The 19,544-nt window shown below is 60.3% G+C and carries 24 protein-coding genes; 3 read left to right on the top strand and 21 right to left on the bottom strand.

Going from position 1 to position 19,544, the window contains the following annotated elements; genetic code table 11:
• Positions 1-38: 38 nt before the first annotated feature.
• The 14 genes from IV098_RS09205 to IV098_RS09140 all read right to left on the bottom strand — a co-directional run bounded on the left by IV098_RS09205 (position 39) and on the right by IV098_RS09140 (position 11,897).
• Positions 39-332, bottom strand: coding sequence for a ferredoxin family protein (locus tag IV098_RS09205; protein ID WP_296888348.1), 294 nt, complete (start codon positions 330-332; stop codon positions 39-41).
• On the bottom strand, positions 329-1,627 hold the full coding sequence (locus IV098_RS09200; protein ID WP_296888346.1) for an FAD-dependent monooxygenase: 1,299 nt from the start codon (positions 1,625-1,627) through the stop codon (positions 329-331). The genes IV098_RS09205 and IV098_RS09200 overlap by 4 nt, the downstream gene beginning before the upstream one ends.
• Before the next feature lie 24 nt (positions 1,628-1,651).
• Positions 1,652-2,752 carry an electron transfer flavoprotein subunit alpha/FixB family protein gene (locus IV098_RS09195; RefSeq protein WP_296888344.1) on the bottom strand — a complete coding sequence of 367 codons (1,101 nt, stop codon included), beginning with the start codon at positions 2,750-2,752 and terminating at the stop codon, positions 1,652-1,654.
• A 24-nt stretch (positions 2,753-2,776) separates the two neighbouring features.
• Complete coding sequence (locus IV098_RS09190; protein ID WP_296888342.1) at positions 2,777-3,622, bottom strand: electron transfer flavoprotein subunit beta/FixA family protein; 846 nt, start codon at positions 3,620-3,622, stop codon at positions 2,777-2,779.
• An 11-nt stretch (positions 3,623-3,633) separates the two neighbouring features.
• The gene (gene nifW / locus IV098_RS09185; RefSeq protein WP_296888340.1) at positions 3,634-3,963 is read right to left on the bottom strand and encodes a nitrogenase stabilizing/protective protein NifW; all 330 of its coding nucleotides are present in this window, start codon (positions 3,961-3,963) and stop codon (positions 3,634-3,636) included.
• A gap of 20 nt (positions 3,964-3,983) precedes the next feature.
• Positions 3,984-4,721 (bottom strand): serine O-acetyltransferase, encoded by a 738-nt coding sequence (gene cysE, locus IV098_RS09180; protein ID WP_367114181.1) that lies wholly within the window; start codon positions 4,719-4,721, stop codon positions 3,984-3,986.
• 71 nt (positions 4,722-4,792) lie between these two features.
• Positions 4,793-5,935, bottom strand: a complete 1,143-nt coding sequence (nifV, locus tag IV098_RS09175) for a homocitrate synthase (RefSeq protein ID WP_296888337.1) — start codon at positions 5,933-5,935, stop codon at positions 4,793-4,795.
• 156 nt (positions 5,936-6,091) lie between these two features.
• Positions 6,092-7,207, bottom strand: a complete 1,116-nt coding sequence (gene ald / locus IV098_RS09170; RefSeq protein ID WP_296888335.1) for an alanine dehydrogenase — start codon at positions 7,205-7,207, stop codon at positions 6,092-6,094.
• An 80-nt stretch (positions 7,208-7,287) separates the two neighbouring features.
• The gene (fdx, locus tag IV098_RS09165; RefSeq protein WP_296888334.1) at positions 7,288-7,626 is read right to left on the bottom strand and encodes an ISC system 2Fe-2S type ferredoxin; all 339 of its coding nucleotides are present in this window, start codon (positions 7,624-7,626) and stop codon (positions 7,288-7,290) included.
• A 1-nt stretch (position 7,627) separates the two neighbouring features.
• Positions 7,628-9,496, bottom strand: a complete 1,869-nt coding sequence (hscA, locus tag IV098_RS09160) for a Fe-S protein assembly chaperone HscA (protein ID WP_296888332.1) — start codon at positions 9,494-9,496, stop codon at positions 7,628-7,630.
• Between the two features lie 23 nt (positions 9,497-9,519).
• Positions 9,520-9,843, bottom strand: a complete 324-nt coding sequence (gene iscA, locus IV098_RS09155) for an iron-sulfur cluster assembly protein IscA (protein ID WP_296888330.1) — start codon at positions 9,841-9,843, stop codon at positions 9,520-9,522.
• Between the two features lie 11 nt (positions 9,844-9,854).
• Positions 9,855-10,211, bottom strand: coding sequence for an iron-sulfur cluster insertion protein ErpA (gene erpA / locus IV098_RS09150; RefSeq protein WP_367114180.1), 357 nt, complete (start codon positions 10,209-10,211; stop codon positions 9,855-9,857).
• A 27-nt stretch (positions 10,212-10,238) separates the two neighbouring features.
• Positions 10,239-10,661, bottom strand: coding sequence for a Fe-S cluster assembly scaffold IscU (gene iscU, locus IV098_RS09145; RefSeq protein ID WP_296888326.1), 423 nt, complete (start codon positions 10,659-10,661; stop codon positions 10,239-10,241).
• A 24-nt stretch (positions 10,662-10,685) separates the two neighbouring features.
• On the bottom strand, positions 10,686-11,897 hold the full coding sequence (locus IV098_RS09140) for an IscS subfamily cysteine desulfurase (RefSeq protein WP_296888324.1): 1,212 nt from the start codon (positions 11,895-11,897) through the stop codon (positions 10,686-10,688).
• Between the two features lie 484 nt (positions 11,898-12,381).
• Here IV098_RS09140 and IV098_RS09135 point away from each other — a divergent pair, with 484 nt between their 5' ends.
• From IV098_RS09135 to IV098_RS09125, 3 genes are all read left to right on the top strand, one after another.
• Entirely contained in the window at positions 12,382-12,972 is a 591-nt protein-coding gene (locus tag IV098_RS09135; protein WP_296888322.1) for a hypothetical protein, read from the top strand.
• Positions 12,973-13,056: 84 nt separating this feature from the next.
• Entirely contained in the window at positions 13,057-13,458 is a 402-nt protein-coding gene (locus IV098_RS09130; RefSeq protein ID WP_296888320.1) for a group II truncated hemoglobin, read from the top strand.
• An 86-nt stretch (positions 13,459-13,544) separates the two neighbouring features.
• Positions 13,545-14,129 carry a Fe-Mn family superoxide dismutase gene (locus tag IV098_RS09125; RefSeq protein WP_296888054.1) on the top strand — a complete coding sequence of 195 codons (585 nt, stop codon included), beginning with the start codon at positions 13,545-13,547 and terminating at the stop codon, positions 14,127-14,129.
• 15 nt (positions 14,130-14,144) lie between these two features.
• Here IV098_RS09125 and IV098_RS09120 read toward each other — a convergent pair whose 3' ends face one another.
• From IV098_RS09120 to IV098_RS09090, 7 genes are all read right to left on the bottom strand, one after another.
• Positions 14,145-14,714: an antibiotic biosynthesis monooxygenase gene (locus IV098_RS09120; protein WP_296888318.1), complete on the bottom strand. Its 570-nt coding sequence runs from the start codon at positions 14,712-14,714 to the stop codon at positions 14,145-14,147.
• Positions 14,715-14,898: 184 nt separating this feature from the next.
• Positions 14,899-15,732, bottom strand: a complete 834-nt coding sequence (locus IV098_RS09115; protein WP_296888316.1) for a hypothetical protein — start codon at positions 15,730-15,732, stop codon at positions 14,899-14,901.
• 141 nt (positions 15,733-15,873) lie between these two features.
• Positions 15,874-16,185 (bottom strand): hypothetical protein, encoded by a 312-nt coding sequence (locus tag IV098_RS09110; protein WP_296888314.1) that lies wholly within the window; start codon positions 16,183-16,185, stop codon positions 15,874-15,876.
• Positions 16,186-16,348: 163 nt separating this feature from the next.
• Positions 16,349-16,687 (bottom strand): ankyrin repeat domain-containing protein, encoded by a 339-nt coding sequence (locus IV098_RS09105; protein ID WP_296888313.1) that lies wholly within the window; start codon positions 16,685-16,687, stop codon positions 16,349-16,351.
• A gap of 82 nt (positions 16,688-16,769) precedes the next feature.
• Positions 16,770-17,366 (bottom strand): tetratricopeptide repeat protein, encoded by a 597-nt coding sequence (locus IV098_RS09100; RefSeq protein ID WP_296888311.1) that lies wholly within the window; start codon positions 17,364-17,366, stop codon positions 16,770-16,772.
• A gap of 321 nt (positions 17,367-17,687) precedes the next feature.
• The gene (locus IV098_RS09095) at positions 17,688-18,575 is read right to left on the bottom strand and encodes an ADP-polyphosphate phosphotransferase (RefSeq protein ID WP_296888309.1); all 888 of its coding nucleotides are present in this window, start codon (positions 18,573-18,575) and stop codon (positions 17,688-17,690) included.
• Positions 18,576-18,692: 117 nt separating this feature from the next.
• Complete coding sequence (locus IV098_RS09090; RefSeq protein WP_296888307.1) at positions 18,693-19,352, bottom strand: carbonic anhydrase; 660 nt, start codon at positions 19,350-19,352, stop codon at positions 18,693-18,695.
• Positions 19,353-19,544 lie beyond the last annotated feature (192 nt).

Raw genomic sequence — 19,544 nt, 5'->3', positions numbered from 1 at the left:
GCGACCCTTCTCGTCCTGCGCGGAAAAATTCCGGGGTGTTATCCGAACTTGAACAGGATGCCGTAGCCGCCGCGCGGATACTCCCAGTCCACGTTGCGGTGGGTCGAGCAGATGATGCGGCAGGTGCCGCATTCCAGGCAGCCGTCGGTGATCAGCACCACCTGGCCGTTGCCTTCGGCGGTGTAGCAACCCGCAGGGCAGCACACCGTGCATTCCTGGGTCTTGCACTCCACCCGGCAGGTTTCCTGATTGATGATGTTGATGTGCGGCCGCCCGGCGTCGACGCGGTAGCGGTTCTGGAACAGTTTTTCTTCGATCTTGACGGGGATCATTCGAATGCCCTCCACATTTTGAACGCGTCGCCCATCAGTCCGAACAGGGATCGACGTTGTTTGAAGCTCTTGCGAATCTCACGCTCCTTGGACTTCTTGTCCACGCCATCCACGGTCAGCATGGTGTGGGCGGCCCGATTGAGCAGTTCGGGATAGGTGGTGAAGAAATGATTGTTCTTGTGGAAAATCTCCGGCATGTTCTTGTACTTCTTCATGTCTTTCATGACGAAGCTGTCTTCCAGCCGGCCCTGGTAGCGCGCGAGGTTGGCCGCGGTCATCGGCAGCTTTTTTTCCTTCAGGTCGATCACTGCCTCGGCTGCATAGCGGCCGGTGGTCATCGCCAGGTTGGAACCTTCGCGGTGCACCGCGTTGACGAACATGCCGGCATCGCCCACGATCATCCAGCCCTCGCCGAAGAGCTTGGGCATCGCCTTGTAGCCGCCTTCGGGGATCAGGTGCGCGGTGTATTCCTTCATCTCGCCACCGGCGAGCAGGGGCTTGATCGCAGGGTGCGCCTTCATCTTTTCCAGCAGTTCGTAAGGCGTGATTTTCTGCTGCTTGAAATCGGACAGCATGCAGCCGACGCCGATGGTGAGCGAATCCTTGTTGGTGTAGAGGAAGCCGGTGCCCATCATGCCCTGGGTGATCTTGCCCGCCATCTCGATCACCACGCCTTCGCCCTCGCCGATGTTGAAGCGGCTCTGGATGGTTTCTTCCGGCAGGAAATGAATCTCCTTCACCGCCAGCGCGACGTCCTTGGGTTCGAGTTCGGCATGGAATCCGGCTTTCTTGGCCAGCAGCGAATTGACGCCGTCGGCGAGCACCACCACGTCGGCGTAGATCGCGCCGTTTTCGCGGTCGGTCTGCACGCCGATCACCCGGTTGCCGTCCATCAGCAGGTTGGTGACGGTGGTTTCGCACACCAGCAGCGCACCCGCCTCCTGCACCCGTTTCGAGAACCATTTGTCGAACTGGGCGCGAATGATGGTGTAGCGGTTGTACGGCTCCTGGTTGAACTCGGCGGAGCGGTAGGTGGTGCCGATGTAGGACTCGTCGTCGAGCACCCACATCTGCTGCTCGATGAGGTGACGCTCGAGCGGTGCATCCTCGCGGAAGTCCGGAATGATTTCCTCCAGCGCCTTCGAATACAGGATGGCGCCCTGCACGTTCTTGGATCCGGGATACTCGCCGCGTTCGATCTGCAGCACTTTCAGTCCGGCCTTGGCCATCGTGTAGGCGGCTGCGTTGCCGGAAGGCCCCGCGCCGATCACGATGGCATCAAATTTTTCGTCCATGGTTCTTCTCCTGTACGGGCGCGGCTAGACGGCCACTTTCAAGGTTGCGAGCTGCTGCCGGAAGGCTTCGGTGAGCGCCGGCAGGATCGTCATCGCGTTGCCGACGATGCCGTAGGTGGCGAAGTCGAAGATCGGCGCATTGGGATCGCTGTTGATGGCGATGATCACGTCCGACGCATCCATCCCCACCCGGTGCTGGATCGCGCCGGAGATGCCGGCGGCGATGTAGAGCTTGGGACGCACGGTCTTGCCGGACTGGCCGACCTGGCGGTCGAGTTCCACCCAGCCGGCCTGCACGATCGGCCGGGTTGCGCCGACTTCGGCGCCCAGCACCTTGGCCAGATCCCAGATCAGCTGGAAATTCTCCGGCCGCTTCATGCCGCGTCCGCCGGCGACGATGATGTCGGCGAAGGGCAGCTGCGGTTTGCCCTGCAGGTTGTCGGGAATGTATTCGAGCACCTTGGTCACGATCTCGCTCTCGGTCATGCCGAGCGCATGTTCGACGATGCTGCCGGTACGGGTCATGTCGGGCTTCGGCAGGCTCATCACCCGGGGCCGCACAGTGGCCATCTGCGGCCGGTAGTTGAGCGTCACGATGGTGCACAGCAGGCTGCCGCCAAAGGTAGGCCGGGTAGCCGCCAGGCTGCGGTTTTCCATGTCGATGTTGAGCTCGGTGCAGTCTGCGGTAAGCCCGGTCTGCAAGGTGGTGGCGACACTGCCGGCCAGGTCGCGGCCAAGCGTGGTGGCGCCGAGCAGCAGGATTTCCGGCTGGTAGGCGTTGACCAGATCGGTCAGCCCCTTGGTGAAGGGCTGGTTGCGATAGTCGGCCATCAGCGGGTCTTCCATCAGGTAGCAGAGGTCGGCGCCGTAATGGAAGGCCTCCTCGCAGAAGCGCCGCGTCTGGATGCCGGGCGCACCCATCACCACGCCCGCCAGCGGGACACCCAGCTTGTCCGCGAGCTTGCGGCCCTCGCCCATCAGTTCCCATGACACGGTATGGGCGACGCCGCGCTCGTGCTCGACGAACACCCACACGCCCTTGTAGGACGCCAGACGCGGGTCCAGTTCGAATTTGCGCCGCCCGGCGGGTTTTTTCGGCGCGTCCTTTTCGGTTTCTTCACTCATGACTCAATCCTTCCTGGGTGCGTTCTAGGCGTTGGCCTTGGCAATGTCTTCATGCAGATTGGGAAACTTGGTGAACATCTTGGCCAGCAGCGTGACCGCGAGATCCTTCGGCTGCTTGCTCTCGCAGTCGATGATTTCGGCGGGGATCGTTTTGGGCTGCGGCGCGAACACCTTGCTGACGATGGTGGGCGAACCCTTGAGGCCGATCTTGCTGACGTCGGTGATGCCGGCGGCGTCCTTGTCCCACTGCTTGAGCGGATAGCGCGCCGCACGGAACATGTTGGGCAGGGTCGCGAAACGCATTTCGTTGGTGCCTTCGAGCATGGTGATCAGGCACGGCAGACTGGTTTTCAGCACCTGTACGCCGCCTTCGGCGCGGCGATGCAGGGTGATTTCCCGGTTCTCCAGATCGAGATCGGTGATGCTGGAAACGTAGGTCAGCAACTGCAGGTCCATGCGCTTGGCGATGCCGGGGCCGACCTGCGCCGTGTCGCCGTCGATGGTCTGCTTGCCGGCAAACACGATGTCCACCGGCATGTCTTCATGAATTTTCTGGATCGCCGAAGCCAGTGCGAAACTCGTCGCCAGCGTGTCGGAGCCGGCAAAGGCGCGGTCGGTCACCAGGATCGCGTCGTCGGCGCCGAACGAGATGGCCTTGCGCAGTGCGGCCTCGGCCTGCGGCGGCCCCATCGACAGCACGGTGACGCGGCCGCCGTATTCGTCTTTCAGGCGCAACGCTTCTTCCAGCGAGAACAGGTCGTAGGGATTGACGATGGCCGGCACGCCCTGGCGCATGATGGTGTTGGTCACCGGGTGCACGCGGATCTGCGCGCTGTCCGGAACCTGCTTGATGCAAACGACGATATGCATGGTGTCAACTCCTAACGGGACGGCAGTGCCGAACGCATGCTGTCCAGGGAAATGTGCTGTTTTCCATCGGTGTCCTGAAACACCTTGAATACCTTTTCCTGCGCCGGCGTCGAGCTCACGAAGTCGCTGTAGGCCTTGCCCAGCGCGTCCCTGCACACGCCGCGCAGGGTATCGTCGTCCATCTCGGCCGTCCCTGGCGTGGCCCGCAGGTACTGGTTGAAGCGCTTGAGGATGTGCAACCGGTTCACGTTGATGACCGGCTGATCGTAGGGAATCTGGAAATAGTCCAGAAACTCTTCCGCCGCCGACAAGGTGCTCATGGTTTTGAGTAAGTCGCTCATGGTTTTCCCGTCCGTGACATTCAGTGAGTGATGCGTTTCGTCCTGCTGGCCGGAACAACCGGTTCGCAGATGTCGCCGCAGGTGGCGCAATCGTTCGGCGCAGCAGCGGCCTCGCCTTGCGGCGTGACGCCCAGCTGCTGTTCCAGATGGGCGATGCGTTCGAGCAGGCAGGCGATCGCCTTGCCTACCGGATCCGGCATCAGGTGATGGTCGAGGTCGATGCCATGCTGGGTACGCCGCTGATTCGCGGGCAACACCACCCGCCCCGGAATCCCCACCACGGTCATGCTGTCCGGCACATCCTGGATCACCACCGAATTCGCACCGACGCGGGCGCCGCGGCCGACCGTGATCGGGCCGAGTATCTTCGCGCCCGCCCCCACCACCACGCCGTCGCACAGGGTGGGGTGGCGCTTGCCGGCATTCCAGGAGACGCCGCCGAGGGTGACGCCGTGATAGAGCGTGACGTCGTCGCCCACTTCGGCGGTCTCGCCGATGACGACCCCGCAGCCGTGATCGATGAAGAAGCGGCGGCCGATGGTGGCGCCGGGATGGATGTCGACCTGGGTGAACATGCGCGCAAAAAAGCTGACGAAACGCGCAGGGAAGCGCCAGTGACGCCCCCACATCACGTGCGCGAGCCGATGCCAGAACAGCGCATGGACGCCGGGATAAGTGGTGATGACTTCCCAGGTGGTGCGCGCGGCCGGGTCGCGCTGGAACACGCAGGCCACGTCTTCGCGCAGCAGGGCGAACAGTCCCGGCGCGGATTGCGGCGCCGGCGTGGCCAGGGTCTGGGGATCGATCATCGCGGTCATATCGGCCTCCGTCAGGACTGGATCGATGCGCGCGGCATCGCTTCCAGATAAAAGCGTTCGAGGTCGTCGGCGTTCGGCGTGCGCTTGGTCGACACGGCGTGTTCCCGGATGCGCGCGAGTATGGCCTTGGCTTCGAATTCGGTAAGCGCGATGCCGATGCCGGCGTAGGCGTGCTTGACCGCGCTGGAGCCCGAATGCTTGCCGAGTACCAGCGTGTGGGTGCGGCCGACCGATTCCGGCGCCACGCCCTGGTAGTTGAGCGGGTTCTTGATCAGGCCATCCACATGGATGCCCGCCTCGTGCGTGAACACCGCCTCGCCGACGATGCTCTTGTTGACCGGAATCGGGCGGCCCGAGGCAATCGAGACCAGGCGCGAGATTTCCGGAAAGTGGCGGCTGTCGATGCCGGTTTCGATGTTGTAGAGCTGATGCATCGCGGTGATGGATTCCTCCAGCGCGGCATTGCCCGCACGCTCGCCCAGACCGTTGACCGTGGTGTTGATGTGGCTGGCGCCGGCGAGCACCGCAGCCAGCGTATTGGCGGTGGCCATCCCCAGATCGTTGTGGGCGTGCATCTCGAGTTCGAGATCGCTTGCCTGGCGCAATTGATCGATCCGTTTGTAGGTGCTGAACGGGTCCATCAGGCCGAGCGTGTCGGCAAAGCGGAAGCGCCGCGCGCCGGCGGTCTCGGCTGCTTCCAGCACGCGCAGCAGAAAATCGGCATCCGCGCGCGAGCTGTCTTCGCCGCCGACGCAGACTTCCATGCCGAGATCCTGGGCGCGACGGACGAAATACCCGATGGTGTCGAGCACCCATTCACGATCGCGTCCCAGCTTGTGGCGGATCTGAATATCGGAAACCGGAATCGACAGATTGACGCGCGGCACGCCGCAGCTGGCTGCTGCCGCCAGATCGGGCTCGCTCATGCGACCCCATACCATCAGGCTCGACGGCAGGCCGAGGCTGGCAATCGCCATGATGTTGTCGCGCTCTTCGGGCCCCATGACCGGGATGCCCACTTCCATTTCCTTCACCCCGGCGGCGGCCAGCGCGCGCGCGATGGTGATGCGTTCTTCCGCAGTAAACGTCACGCCCGCGGTCTGCTCGCCATCGCGCAGGGTCGTGTCGTTGACGACTACAGAAGATTGGGCCATGTCCGCTCCAAAGAAGAATGCTTGCACCCAGCATTCAGCAAGCGGCGTGCCAGGGTGATTTTCTTTATTGAATCAGTCGCTTAACCGTCAACGGCCGATTCGGCCAAGGGCGCGTAAACGACATTTGTCGGGGTTTGTAAGGATTGCGACAAGCGCTCAAGCAGCCAGCGCCAACGCGGCAAAGTCTTCCAGCGCATACCCCAGATCGGCTGCAACCGCGGGGTGCGTCACCCGGCCGCGATACACGTTGAGGCCTGCCCGCAGGCCCGGATGTTCGCGCAAGGCCTGCGCGTAACCCTTGTCGGCCAGTTCCAGCGCCAGCGGCAAGGTGGCCTGCGTCAGCGCCAGCGTGGCGGTGCGCGCAGCGGCGCCCGGCATGTTGGTCACGCAGTAATGCACCACGCCGTGTTCGATATACGTGGGGGCGGAATGCGTGGTGGGACGTGAGGTCTCGGCGCAGCCGCCCTGGTCGATGGCAATGTCCACCAGCGCCGAACCCGGCTGCATGGCCTTGACCATCTCGCGCGTCAGCAAGCGGGGTGCGCGCTTGCCCGGAACGAGCACGGCGCCGATGACCAGGTCCGCTTCGCGCGTGAGCTCGGCGATGGCGACAGGTTCCGAGAAACGCGTTTTGACGCGCATGCCGAATACATCGTCGAGGTAGCGCAGACGCGCCAGACTGATGTCGAGCACGGTGACTTCCGCGCCAAGACCGAGCGCCATCTTGGCCGCGTTGAGTCCGGACGCGCCGCCACCGAGGATGACCACCCTGCCCGGCGCCACGCCCGGCACCCCGCCGAGCAGCACGCCGCTGCCGCCGTTGGCGATCTGCAGGGCAGTGGCGCCCGCCTGCACCGCGATGCGGCCGGCCACCTCCGACATGGGGATCAGCAGCGGCAGCATGCCCTGGGCATCGGTCACGGTCTCGTAGGCGATGCCGATCACTTTGCGCGCCAGCAGTTCGCGTGTCAGATCCGGTTCGGGCGCCAGATGCAGATAACAGAACAGCACCTGGCCCTCGCGCAGCAGCGCCACCTCGGACGGCTGCGGCTCCTTCACCTTGATCACCATGTCGCAGCCGTAGGCCTCGTTGCGCCCCGCGATCATCGCGCCGGCCGCTTCATACTGCGCATCGTCGAAGCCGATGCGCGCGCCCGCCAGGGTTTCCACCAGCACTTCGTGGCCGCGCGCCGTGAGGGCGCTCACGCCCGCAGGCGTGACACCCACGCGGTATTCGTGGTCCTTGATTTCCTTGGGGATGCCAATGCGCATGAGTCGACTCCGGAGAAGGCGGTCAGCCTGTTGTCGCGATGGCCGGAGCGCCTGTCTCCGGCGCAACCGGAACCTTCAGTTCAATGCCCTTCCTTGACCATGTTGACCGAGTATTTGGGGATCTCGATCACCAGATCGGTGGCATCGACGATGGCCTGGCAGGCGAGGCGCGACTGGGGTTCCAACCCCCAGGCCTTGTCGAGCATATCGTCTTCGATTTCGGTGCAGGGATTGAGCGAGTCCTGCCCTTCGCGCACGATGACATGGCAGGTGGTGCAAGCGCAGGACATCTCGCAGGCATGGTCGAGCTCGATACCGGCGGCCAGCAGGCTGTCGCAAATGGTGGCACCCTTCGCCGCGTCGAACGCGTCGCCATTGGGGCACAGCGTCGCGTGGGGCAATACGATGATTTGCGGCATCTCAGACCTCGAGCATGTCCAGGCGCTGGCCGCTCAGGGCGCGCTGGATGCTCGCGTCCATGCGGCGGGCGGCGAACTGGGCCGTGGCCCGGTTGAGCGAATCGGCCGCGCGCTTGAGCGCGACGGGGTCCTGGCCGTTCAGCATGACGCGCAGGGTTTCCATGGCGCGTTCGATGGTGGCGCGCTCCGCCTCGGACAGCAATTGCCAGCCGTCCTGATCGAGCGCGGCCTGCGTGGCCTCGAGCAGGCGCAGGCCATCCACGCGCTGCTCGCGCAGGTTGCGTGCGTTCATATCGGTCTGCGCGTTGCTGTAGGAGTCGTTCAGCATGCGGGCAATTTCGTCGTCGCTCAATCCGTAGGAAGGCTTGACCTCGATCGTGGCCTGCACGCCGCTGGTCTGCTCCAGGGCGGAAACCGACAGCAAACCGTCGGCGTCGACCTGGAAGGCGACCCGGACGCGCGCCGCACCCGCCACCATGGGCGGGATGCCGCGCAGTTCGAAGCGCGCGAGCGAGCGGCAATCGCCGACCAATTCGCGTTCGCCCTGCACCACGTGGATGCTGATGGCGGTCTGGCCATCCTTGAAGGTGGTGAATTCCTGGGCGCGGGCAACCGGGATGGTCGCATTGCGCGGAATGACTTTTTCCGCCAGCCCGCCCATGGTTTCAAGACCGAGCGACAACGGGATCACGTCCAGCAGCAGCCAGTCGTCGGTCTTGTGGTTGCCCACCAGCAGGTTGGCCTGCATCGCGGCGCCCAGCGCCACCACCTTGTCGGGATCGAGATTGGTCAGCGGTTCGCTCTGGAAAAAATCCGCCACGGCGCGGCGCACATGGCGCATGCGGGTGGAGCCGCCGACCAGCACGACGCCATCGATGTCGCCCACGCCCAGGCCGGCGTCGCGCAGCGCCTTGCGGGTGGGGGCCAGGCTTTTGGCAATCAGGCTGGCGGTCAGCGTGAAGAAGGTCTCGGCGGTCAGCACCAGATCGATCGCCTGGCCGGACGACAGCGTGACGCAAATCGGCGCCTCGTCGTGATCGGTGAGGGTTTCCTTGGCCTTGCGCGCCAGGCTCAGCAGCAGGCGGGCATCCGTGACAGTGGGGTCTGCGATGGCAGCCTGCTCGACGATCCAGCGATAGATGCATTCGTCGAAATCGTCGCCGCCGAGCGCGGAATCACCGTTGGTGGCGACCACCTCGAACACGCCCTGGCTGAGGCGCAGGATGGAAATATCGAAGGTGCCGCCACCCAGATCGTAGATGCAGAACACGCCCTGCGAGGCGTTGTCGAGGCCATAGGCAATGGCGGCGGCGGTCGGCTCGTTCAGCAGGCGCAGCACGTTGAGCCCGGCCAGACGGGCGGCATCCTTGGTGGCCTGGCGCTGGGCGTCGTCGAAATAGGCCGGCACGGTGATGACCGCACCCGTGAGCTCGCCGCCCAGGCTGGCTTCCGCGCGGCTGCGCAGCACCCGCAGAATTTCGGCCGACACCTCCACCGGACTTTTCAGGCCGGCGCGCGTATCGATGCGCACCATGCCCGGGCTGTCGACGAAGCGATACGGCGTGGCGGCGGCGCCCGGCACATCCTTGAGCCCGCGGCCCATGAAGCGTTTGACCGAAGCGATGGTGTTATGCGGGTCGTCGGTCTGGCGCAATTGCGCTTCCACTCCGACTTCCGGAATGCCCACCTGCACGTAGCGCACCACCGACGGCAGCAGCGCGCGCCCGTCTTCGTCCTCCAGCACCGCAGCCGAACCGCTGCGCACGGTGGCGACCAGGGAATTCGTGGTGCCCAGGTCGATGCCGATCGCCAGCCGGTGCTGGTGGGGATCGGCGCTTAAACCCGGTTCTGCAATTTGGAGGAGTGCCATGATGATCTCTCTGGATGAGCGTGCTAGACGTTGAAGCTTTCGCCGCAGCCGCAGGAATTCTTCACATTGGGGTTGTTGAATTTGAAGCCTTCGTTCAGCCCTTCGCGCACGAAATCCAGTTCGGTGCCTTCCAGAAAGATCAGGCTCTTGGGATCGATCAGCACGGTGACGCCGAAGGACTCGAACGTGATGTCGTCGGGCAGGGTTTCATCGACGAACTCGAGCGTGTAGGCCATACCGGAACAGCCGCTGGTGCGTACGCCGAGACGCAGGCCGACGCCCTTGCCGCGCTGGTCGAGAAATTTCTGCACCCGGTTGGCGGCGCTTTCGGAAAGGGTAATTGCCATGTCCCGCTCCCTTACACCGAAAACGATTCGCCGCAGCCGCAGGTCGACACGGCGTTCGGGTTGTTGATCACGAAGCGCGCGCCTTCGAGGCTTTCCTTGTAGTCGATCTCGGCGCCCATCAGGTACATGTAGCTCATCGGATCGACCAGCAGCGTGACGCCGCAGTTCTCCACCACGGTATCGTCCGCGGTGCCGTTCTCGTCGAAGCTGAAGCCGTACTGGAAACCAGAACAGCCGCCGCCCGAGACCGAGACGCGCAGCTTGAGCGCGGTATTGCCTTCGTCGAAGATGATTTCCTTGACCTTGGTTGCCGCCGCATCGGTGAAGATGATGGCGCTGGCTGTCGTCTGTATGTCCGTCGTCTGCATGTCCATGGTGCGTTCTCCTTCAGGGGTTCAGGCGGCAGCCGGATCGCAGGCTGCATAGCCGGCGCTGACGACTTCGTGTTTGTTGCGGTAGTCGGCGACTGCGGCCTTGATCGCGTCCTCGGCCAGAATCGAGCAGTGGATCTTGACCGGCGGCAGCGCCAGCTCTTCGGCAATCGCCGTGTTCTTGATCGCCAGCGCCTGATCCAGCGTCTTGCCCTTGACCCATTCGGTCACCAGCGAACTGGAGGCGATGGCCGAGCCGCAGCCGTAGGTCTTGAAGCGCGCTTCCTCGATGATGCCGGCGTCGTTCACCTTGATTTGCAGCTTCATCACGTCGCCGCAGGCCGGTGCGCCCACCATGCCGGTGCCCACCGAAGCGTCGTTCGCCTCGAGCGCGCCGACGTTGCGGGGATTTTCATAATGGTCCAGAACCTTGTCGCTGTAAGACATGTGACTCTCCTTGGTGTGCGGCGCTCAGTGAGCAGCCCATTGCACTGAATTCAGATCGATGCCGGCGCGGTGCATATCCCACAACGGCGACAGATCGCGCAGCTTGCCCACGTGTTTGTGGAGCAACTGCACGGCGAAATCGATATCCTGCTCGGTGGTGAAACGGCCGATGGAAAAGCGGATCGAGCTGTGCGCCAGTTCGTCGTTGCGGCCCAGCGCCTTCAGCACGTACGAGGGTTCCAGGCTGGCCGAGGTGCAGGCCGAGCCGCTGGAGACTGCGAGGTCCTTGATCGCCATCATCAGCGATTCGCCCTCGACGAAATTGAAGCTGGCGTTCAGGTTGTGCGGCACGCGCTGCTGCATGTCGCCGTTGAGGTGCACTTCGTCCAGCGTGCTGACGCCGGCCCACAGCTTGTCGCGCAGGCAGCGGATGCGTTCGTTTTCGGTGGCCATTTCCTCGGCCGCGATGCGGAAGGCCGCGCCCATGCCGACGATCTGGTGCGTCGCCAGCGTGCCGGAGCGCATGCCGCGCTCGTGACCGCCGCCGTGCATTTGCGCTTCCAGCCGGATGCGCGGTTTGCGGCGCACGTACAGCGCGCCGATGCCTTTGGGGCCGTAGGTCTTGTGGGCGGAGAAGGACATCAGATCCACCTTGAGGCGGGCGAGATCGATCGGCGCCTTGCCGGTGGACTGCGCGGCATCCACATGGAACAGCACGCCCTTGCCGCGGCAGATTTCACCGATGGTCTCGATGTCCTGGATCACGCCGATTTCGTTGTTCACGTGCATGACCGAGGCAAGAATCGTATCGGCGCGTATCGCCGCGCGGAACTTGTCCAGATCGAGCAGGCCGTTGGGTTCGGGATCGAGATACGTGACCTCGAAGCCCTGCCGTTCCAGTTCGCGCATCGGGTCGAGCACGGCCTTGTGTTCGGTGCGCACAGTAATCAGATGCTTGCCCTTGCCCTTGTAAAACTGCGCCGCGCCCTTGATGGCGAGGTTGTCCGATTCGGTGGCGCCCGAGGTCCAGACGATTTCCTTCGGATCGCAATTCACCAGACCTGCCACTTCCTCGCGCGCCCGTTCCACCGCCTGATCGGCATCCCAGCCGAACGCGTGCGAACGCGAGGCCGGGTTGCCGAATTTTTCCGTCAGATAGGGAATCATGATTTCCGCCACGCGCGGGTCGATCGGCGTGGTCGCGGAGTAATCGAGATAAATGGGCAACGTGGGCATGAACGTCTCGCTCGGGTTGGCTTGCGTTGGATGACGGTGTCGGGCACCGCCGCTCATGCCTGACTAAAAGCAACTCATGTGCCACGTCTGAAAAATCCATATAAGCCATTGAATAGACGCAACTAAAACACCCAGTGGCGGCGTGTTTTGCTGTGTAGGCTTTGTTTGTTTTGCGACAAACCCGCAGCGGTTTTCCCGACGCGTGTCGGTTTTCAGCACACGACCGGCGCAGCTGCGAACGGCTGCTACGCGCCCACCGACCACACAACGGCGAACCCGTTCGACGGGCTCGAGCGCGAGACGCATTTGCCGGTTTGCGCCCTGCAAAATGCAGCCTTTGTCGCATTCGCGACATGCGCCCTATGCCGCCAATTTCGCTATTTATATCGAAATATCATTGACTTGAATCCGCATCGCTTGCTGGCACCAGTTTTGCTGGAACAGGTTTGAACCTATTTCCTTCAACGTTAGCAAAGAGCCCGCCATGACCACGCTAGACCAGACCGCCTTCAAACAACTCGAAGCTGAAAAGCGCCTGCAGAATCCGGTATTCAAAGCTGCCACCGGTGAGACCGGCCGCTTTGGCTTCCGTGGCGAAATCGCCATCAAGTTCGCGCCGCAGTTTGCCGACGAAGCCCGCCCGCCCGAACTGACCGCCGACCAGGTAATCGCCGTGGCGCAGGAAGGCAAGTCCGGCATCGACTTCATGGCGGCCTACCTGCTGTCCTTCGAATCGCTCAAGCCGCTGGCCGAAGCGATGGGCCCCACCCTGACGCCGGACGGCAAGTACTTCCTGTTCTGCGACAACATCGACCTCTCCACGCGCTATCAGGTGCCGTACAACGACGCGACCTTCTATGTGTTGCCGATCTCCGAAGCCACCGTCTACAACGAGATGCTCGACCTGCTCTACCTCGAGCGCATCGATCTCAAGCGCCTGGATACCGCCGGCAAGGTCAACAAGATCGCCGACAGCGCGATGAAGTTTTCCGGCACCTTCCCCACCATGAGTTACGAAGAAGGCCTGAGCCGGATGGGCCCGGTGCGCAACCCCAACGAAGGCCGGCCGGTTTAAGCGTTTGTCCGCTTGCCGCAGCGTCGCCATCGGCGCCTGCGGCAAACCCCGCAGCGCCCATTCGCAAACCAGGAGGCCGTCACCATGCACCCCGAGATCGTCAACGCAAACCCCCATTACGGTCGTATCGGCGAAGCTCAGGGCGTGCGCGTACTGGTAGACCGCTTCTACGACCTGATGGACGAAGACCCGGATTACTACGGCATCCGCAAACTGCACCCCGAAGACCTGAGCGAATCGCGCAACAAACTGTTCTGGTTTTTGAGCGAGTGGATGGGCGGACCCAAACTGTTCGCCGACCACGTCGGCCAGCCTATCCTGCGCCGCCGCCACGCGCCCTTCTCCATCGGCATCAGCGAGCGGGATCAATGGATGGGCTGCATGGTGCGCGCCATGCAGGATGTCGGGCTGGAAGACGACCTGCGGATGCAACTGCAGCACGCCTTTTTCAAGACGGCCGATTTCATGCGCAACCGGCAGGAGTAACGTCACGCCCTTCTGCGGGCTGGCCTCATTCCTCAATCGGCTGGTAGCAGCAGTCCCTCTTGTTTATTCATTCCCAGGAAAGCCTCATGGAACACACCTTGCCCGCACTGCCCTTTGCCATGGATGCGCTCGCACCGCACATGTCCAAGGAAACCTTCGAATACCACTACGCCAAGCACCATCAGGCCTACGTCACCAACCTCAACAACCTGATCAAGGGAACCGACTTCGAGAGCAAGTCGCTTGAGGACATCATCAAGAGCGCGCCTGCCGGCGGCGTCTACAACAATTCCGCCCAGGTGTGGAACCACACCTTCTTCTGGAACTGCCTGACGCCCAACGGCGGCGGCGCACCCAGCGGCGCGCTGGCGGATGCCATCAACGCCAAGTGGGGCAGCTTCGATGCGTTCAAGACCGCGTTCCAGACCAGCGCCGTCGGCAACTTCGGTTCCGGCTGGACCTGGCTGGTGAAAAAGGCCGACGGTTCGGTCGACATCGTCAACATGGGCGCCGCCGGCACCCCGCTGACCACCGGCGACAAGGCCCTGCTGTGCGTCGACGTGTGGGAGCACGCCTACTACATCGACTATCGCAATATGCGTCCCAAGTTCGTTGAGACCTTCCTCAACAATCTGGTGAACTGGAAGTTTGCGGAAGCGAACTTCGCTTGAGGTCAGGCCGCACGGCTACGTGAATAGCCACCGCTGCACCAGACGGGTATAGCGTGGCATGACCACGTAAACCATCAGGAAGACCACAACGGCGGTGACCGCAAGTGTGGTGAGTGGCAGGCTTGCGGGAGCCCCGACGAGCCGAAGTACCGGGGAGACGGCAAAAGGTACGCCAAGTGCCAGCGGGTAAATGGCCGACCACGTGAGCAGGTACTGCTTCCACCGCACGGGCAGCTTCGCTTTGGCGCCCGCCGGAGTGAACCAAAAATCAAGACCACTGCTTATGTAGAAGTCATCGGCGCCGACAAACAACGGCTGAACCTTCTCGATGAGCCGATCGCGCTCACTCGACTCCATCCAGTGCTTGAGATGCGCTGTCGTATCGAACCGGATGATCACGGTGTAGGTCTCTGTGACACCTGGAATCGGGCGCACGATGTGCCAGTCCAAGTGGCCCAGCGACGCCCGACAAAGGGGTGCGATCTCCTCCAGCCAGCGCTCATACTCGGCGTGCTTGTCACTGCGGACTCGGTGGGTGATGACGACGGTCGCACCGTCGCTGCGGGTGGGGGGTGATTCGGTCAACTGGAAAACTCCGTTGAGGTGGCAGAGAAAACCAACTTAAAGGGGTCAGTTTCGTAACAAAAAAGCAATGCGTACCAACCCAACGTTGAATTAAGGGGCGCCGCTAAACGTCCCGCTTGAATGAGTTGTTAGAGCTGGGCGCGCGGAGCCATGTCGAATAACAACCTCTTCTTGTGTCGCCGCGCTATTTTGCACACTGCTTAAGTTTCTCGATTACCGGTGCGGCGCTGTGCCATTCGATATCCAATAGCATTTTCCCGTTATCTGACAACCTGAATCTTTGCTTGTCACTCATCCCGTTCAGCATCGCAGTTAGTCCGGGGACGGCAAACAGAATCGTGCCAATCTCCCTTGATTCCATGTAATTGAATACCTGGAGGGTTTGGGCTGGTTCATCATCCTGCTGGAGGGTGATTTTCAGCTTGGTCACGTCTTTTGACTTGGGCAGCCCCACGCCATGAAAAATTAGCCACGCATCTGGTTTGGGGTTTTGGAACCCCATGACCGTCACAAGTCCCCCGTGCTCGGGCTTGTATTCCTTGTACTCGTAACTGTATTTGGAAAACACCGCCGCGCACAGATTCCCTTCAGGTGTGGATATGGAACCAAAATCCCAGACACCTTTTGCATGCGCTTGTTTTTTGTCCTCTTTTTCTTTTTCTACCCGTTTCCTGAGCGCTTCCAATCTTTTAAATTCCTCAGGAGGTAGTGCATTTGCGTAGTTGTTTTTATAAAGTGTGTCGGAGCCCATGGCATCAATGGCAGCCCGACGGTCACGCATCAAGTCCCAGCCGGTATATTCATACGGAGGGCTGCAACCGTTCCCGTTGAATTGCATGCCGATAGGACATGCAACTGCTGTAAGTGGCAATGATAGGGTAGTAAAAAATAGGATTCCTAGAAATTTCATATTGTGTGTTCCTGTTTTAGTCGATGGTTGAAGTATTGATTTTGAGATGAAAACAGGAGCCTTTTTGTTTGGAAATATGGATTGCGGTTCCTGGCTTACTTGTGTCATAGGAGTTTCCGATTGGCTCTAACAGTTATTCAAGAGACCCATGGATCCGGACATTTATTAATATCGCAACTAAAGGGGTCGGCTTCGCAATAAAAAACAATGCGAAGCCGACCCACCGTCCGCTGGAATGATTTGTTGGGTCTATGCAATGACACCGCAGATGTCCTCCACTGTAATGTGTTTCTCTTCACCCTCCCCACCGACGATGAGTTCAAGAAAGACGGCGGCCCCTTCTGCGACAGGCACCGTACACTCCACTACCGCAATCAAGCATGTGCTGTTTGGTTGAAAATATTTAACCACAACTGATTGTTGCTCGCCGGGCATTACTTTATGTGGCGATGCTGTGGCCACTAAAAAATCGGCTTCGATAGCTGCAGCGGGCTCACGATCATATGCGAGCGCATAGCCAAAACGATCTGCCAACCCTAAGTAATCGTGCCCCTTGAGCATCGCGCACGCCTCCTCCCCAAATGAGATGAGCGATATTTTGTCCGTCTGAGAAGGGAGTAGCCTCATTTCGCTGCCCAACGTTCAAATTGAGCCGACGCCGCTTGCTGCGGGAGGCTCGAATGCAGAGTAAGGCGGCCCACCATTGAGAGAGAGGGAATTTTGTTTAATTCTTGCTTCCATTCGTGTGGGTGAGAATGCGTTTGATCTCTGAGCTGCGGGTGAAATCGAGAGCGCGCAAACCGTTGTCGGTTGTTAGGTTTGGATCGGCGCCAACCGAGAGCAGATATTCAAGAACCTTTGTGTTTCCATGCTCCGCAGCCAACATTAGAGGCGTACGTCCAGATTTATCGCGCACATTAACTGGTTCGCCGCTAGTCACGTATAAACGTGCGATCCCAATGTCGTTAGCCATGGCTGAGTAAAAAATTGATGGCTCTTGTGCGGCGCTGTGTGCCGACCAGAGATTCATAACAAATATCAGACCAATGACACTATGCTTCATTTCTCTAGCAGCCTTACGTAGAGCTAACCGGCGGCGCTTTAGCGCCGACCAGCGGCCGAAGGGAGCGAGGTTGAGCGCCGGGTTAGGGCTCACGACGAACAGGCTTCCACGTTTTTACCTTTTCTTCAACCGCTTCGCGCTCAGACGGCGATAGGTGTAGGCGTGCCATATCTCGATATTTTTCAGAATCGGACTCGCCGCCCAGCGACGCGAGTGAAAACCATAGATAGGCAGCTGAGTAATTGAGAGGACTACCTTGGCCACGGGCGTAGCTAATTCCGAGCATTAATTGAGCGCCAGGGTCGCCAGCGATAGCGGCGAGTTCATACCATTTCTTTGCCTCAACGAGATCAATGGGGCCGGCTCGACCAGCTGCGTAGAAACCTCCCACTAATGATTGTGCTGTGGGATTTCCAGAATGCGCAGCTTGAAGTAACCACGGCAAAGCTTTGGCATCGTCTTGCGGCACACCCTTACCGGCAGCGTAGAGTAAGCCAAGCATCAATTGCGCTTTCAGACTCCCTGTCTTTGCAAGAGCTTCCACCCTTTCAAGTGCCAAGGGAGTCGAGCCAGATTCGACTTGATGCATGAGCTCACAAATCGCGTCATTGGAGCCACACGCGAATGCGCTGCTACAAGATGTTGCCAAGATGACCAGCAAAACGATGAGGTGCTTCATAACCCTAACAGTTATTCAAGAGACCCATGGGTCCGGACATTTATCAATATAGAGACGGACGTCATAATTTTTTATCTTGATGATTTATATCGGATACTTTATTTATCTGTCTCCATATTACGTTATGAAAAAAGAGACCGGCGGCTGGCGAATTATGCGCTTGATCGGGATGCCCAACTACCGGCGAAATGTCTTGTTCGGGATGGTGAACAGACCGTTTTCGCTGCCTCGAAAAACCAATGAAAACTAAAGCGTCAGCTTCGCAATAAAAACACTGCGGAGCTGAACTGACTCCCAACGGCACTCCGAGCGTGTCAGCGCTTAGCTGCTGCCTGGCCCCTCCTTCATCAGCTGATCACGAATCGCGAGCAATTCCTGCCGGTGCTTTTCGTCGGTTTCCGGATAGCTCATTTTCAGCGCCTTGAACGTATCCAGAATGATTCGGGAAATGATCAGCCGGGCGTTGCCCTTGTCGTCGGCGGGCACCACATACCAGGGCGCATTTTTGGTACTCGTTGCGCTCAGGCACGCCTCATAGGCCTGCATGTACTCTTTCCAGAATTTCCGCTCTTCGATGTCGGCAATGCTGAATTTCCAGTTTTTTTCGGGGTCGTCGATGCGGGCGAGGAAGCGTTTGCGTTGCTCGTCTTCCGAAAGATGCAGAAAGAATTTGATGATCTGCGTGCCATTACGATGGAGATGACTCTCCATGTCCACGATGGAACGATATCGTTCCTGCCAGATCGTTTTCTCGTCGTGCAAGCCATCCGGAAGCCCCTGACTGTGGAGAATTTCCGGATGCACCCGGACGATCAACACCTCCTCGTAATACGACCGGTTGAAGATGCCGATGCGGCCGCGTTCCGGAAAACGCTGGGCGGCGCGCCACAGAAAATCGTGGTCCAGTTCCGCAGGGCTCGGATGCTGGAAACTGAACACCTGGCAACCCTGGGGATTGATGCCGGACATCACGTGCTTGATGGCGCCATCCTTGCCGGCGGCGTCCATGGCCTGAAAAATCAGCAGCACCGAATAGTTGTTGGATGCGTACAGAAGTTGTTGCAGTTCACTCAGTTCTGCAACCTGTTCTGCGAGGAGTTCCTGATACTGCTCCTTCGATTCATAAACGGGCTTCACCCGCGTCGGCCATTTCTTGAGCTCGACCGTTTCGCCTTCCTGTACCCGGTAATCCTTTGAATCGATTTTCATACGGACATCATCCACCTCTCTGCTTCCGGCAAATGCTCTCACCTGAGGCCGGCCAACTCAAGGCATACCCGACTGCCGTATTCGGCTTCCAGGAAAACGTGCCACTACAGCAACCGTTCAGCCGATCGAACCCATCGGCCCGGGATACGTGACTTCTTCGAGTTTTCCGGTGTCCACGTCGTAGATAAATCCACGCACCGTGATTGCATCGGGACCGCTGGTGGGGATCCAGGGGTGGTTCATGATCGTTGACATGCCCCTGCGCACATCCCATTCCAGTCGCTCCATGCTTTGGGCATCGCGTGGTGCGTCCAGCGGTTGAAGCTGCCCGCGAAATGCATGGAAAGCCACAGGAGACGACGACGATTTTCCCGTTTTCGTGAATGCACGGCCCGTTGCCTGGCCCAGCAATTTCTCGGCCGCCGCGTCTCCCTCCAGCCCGGCTTTGAGCAAGTCATCCGTGAAAGCGAGCATGCCGCAACGCGTGTGGTGAATGAGGATGATCTCGTTCGTGTTCAGCAGGTGATGGGAAATGATCAGGCACCGAATGGCGTCGTCCGTTACGACACCGCCGGCATTGCGAATGACGTGCGCCTCGCCAGTCTGCAGGCCGAGAAGATCCTCGACATCAAGCCGGGCATCCATGCAGGCCACAACGGCAACATGCCGGGATGGCTGGATGGGCTGCTTGCCCGGATAAACCGGTTTATGCACCGCCTCACCACTTGCATATCGCTTGTTGTTTTCCAGGTATTGATCGGTATTCAAGTTCGCCATGATTACCCCTCCTTAGTGATGTTGTAATCTTCAGCGGTCGCTGACCATACGGCTGTATAGACCCGGTTGAGTACCAGTCAAGGGGGAATTCGCCCCCACGCATCCCCTGTATTGATGCGCCTGATTCAGCCTTGAATTTGCAGTTACCCGTCACCGCAAGCGTACGCGCAGCACCCAACAGTTGACGTGTTT

This window comes from Thiobacillus sp., assembly GCF_018780105.1.
In the GTDB taxonomy this organism is placed as follows: domain Bacteria; phylum Pseudomonadota; class Gammaproteobacteria; order Burkholderiales; family Thiobacillaceae; genus Thiobacillus.
This window is presented reverse-complemented; position numbering and strand designations above follow the sequence as displayed.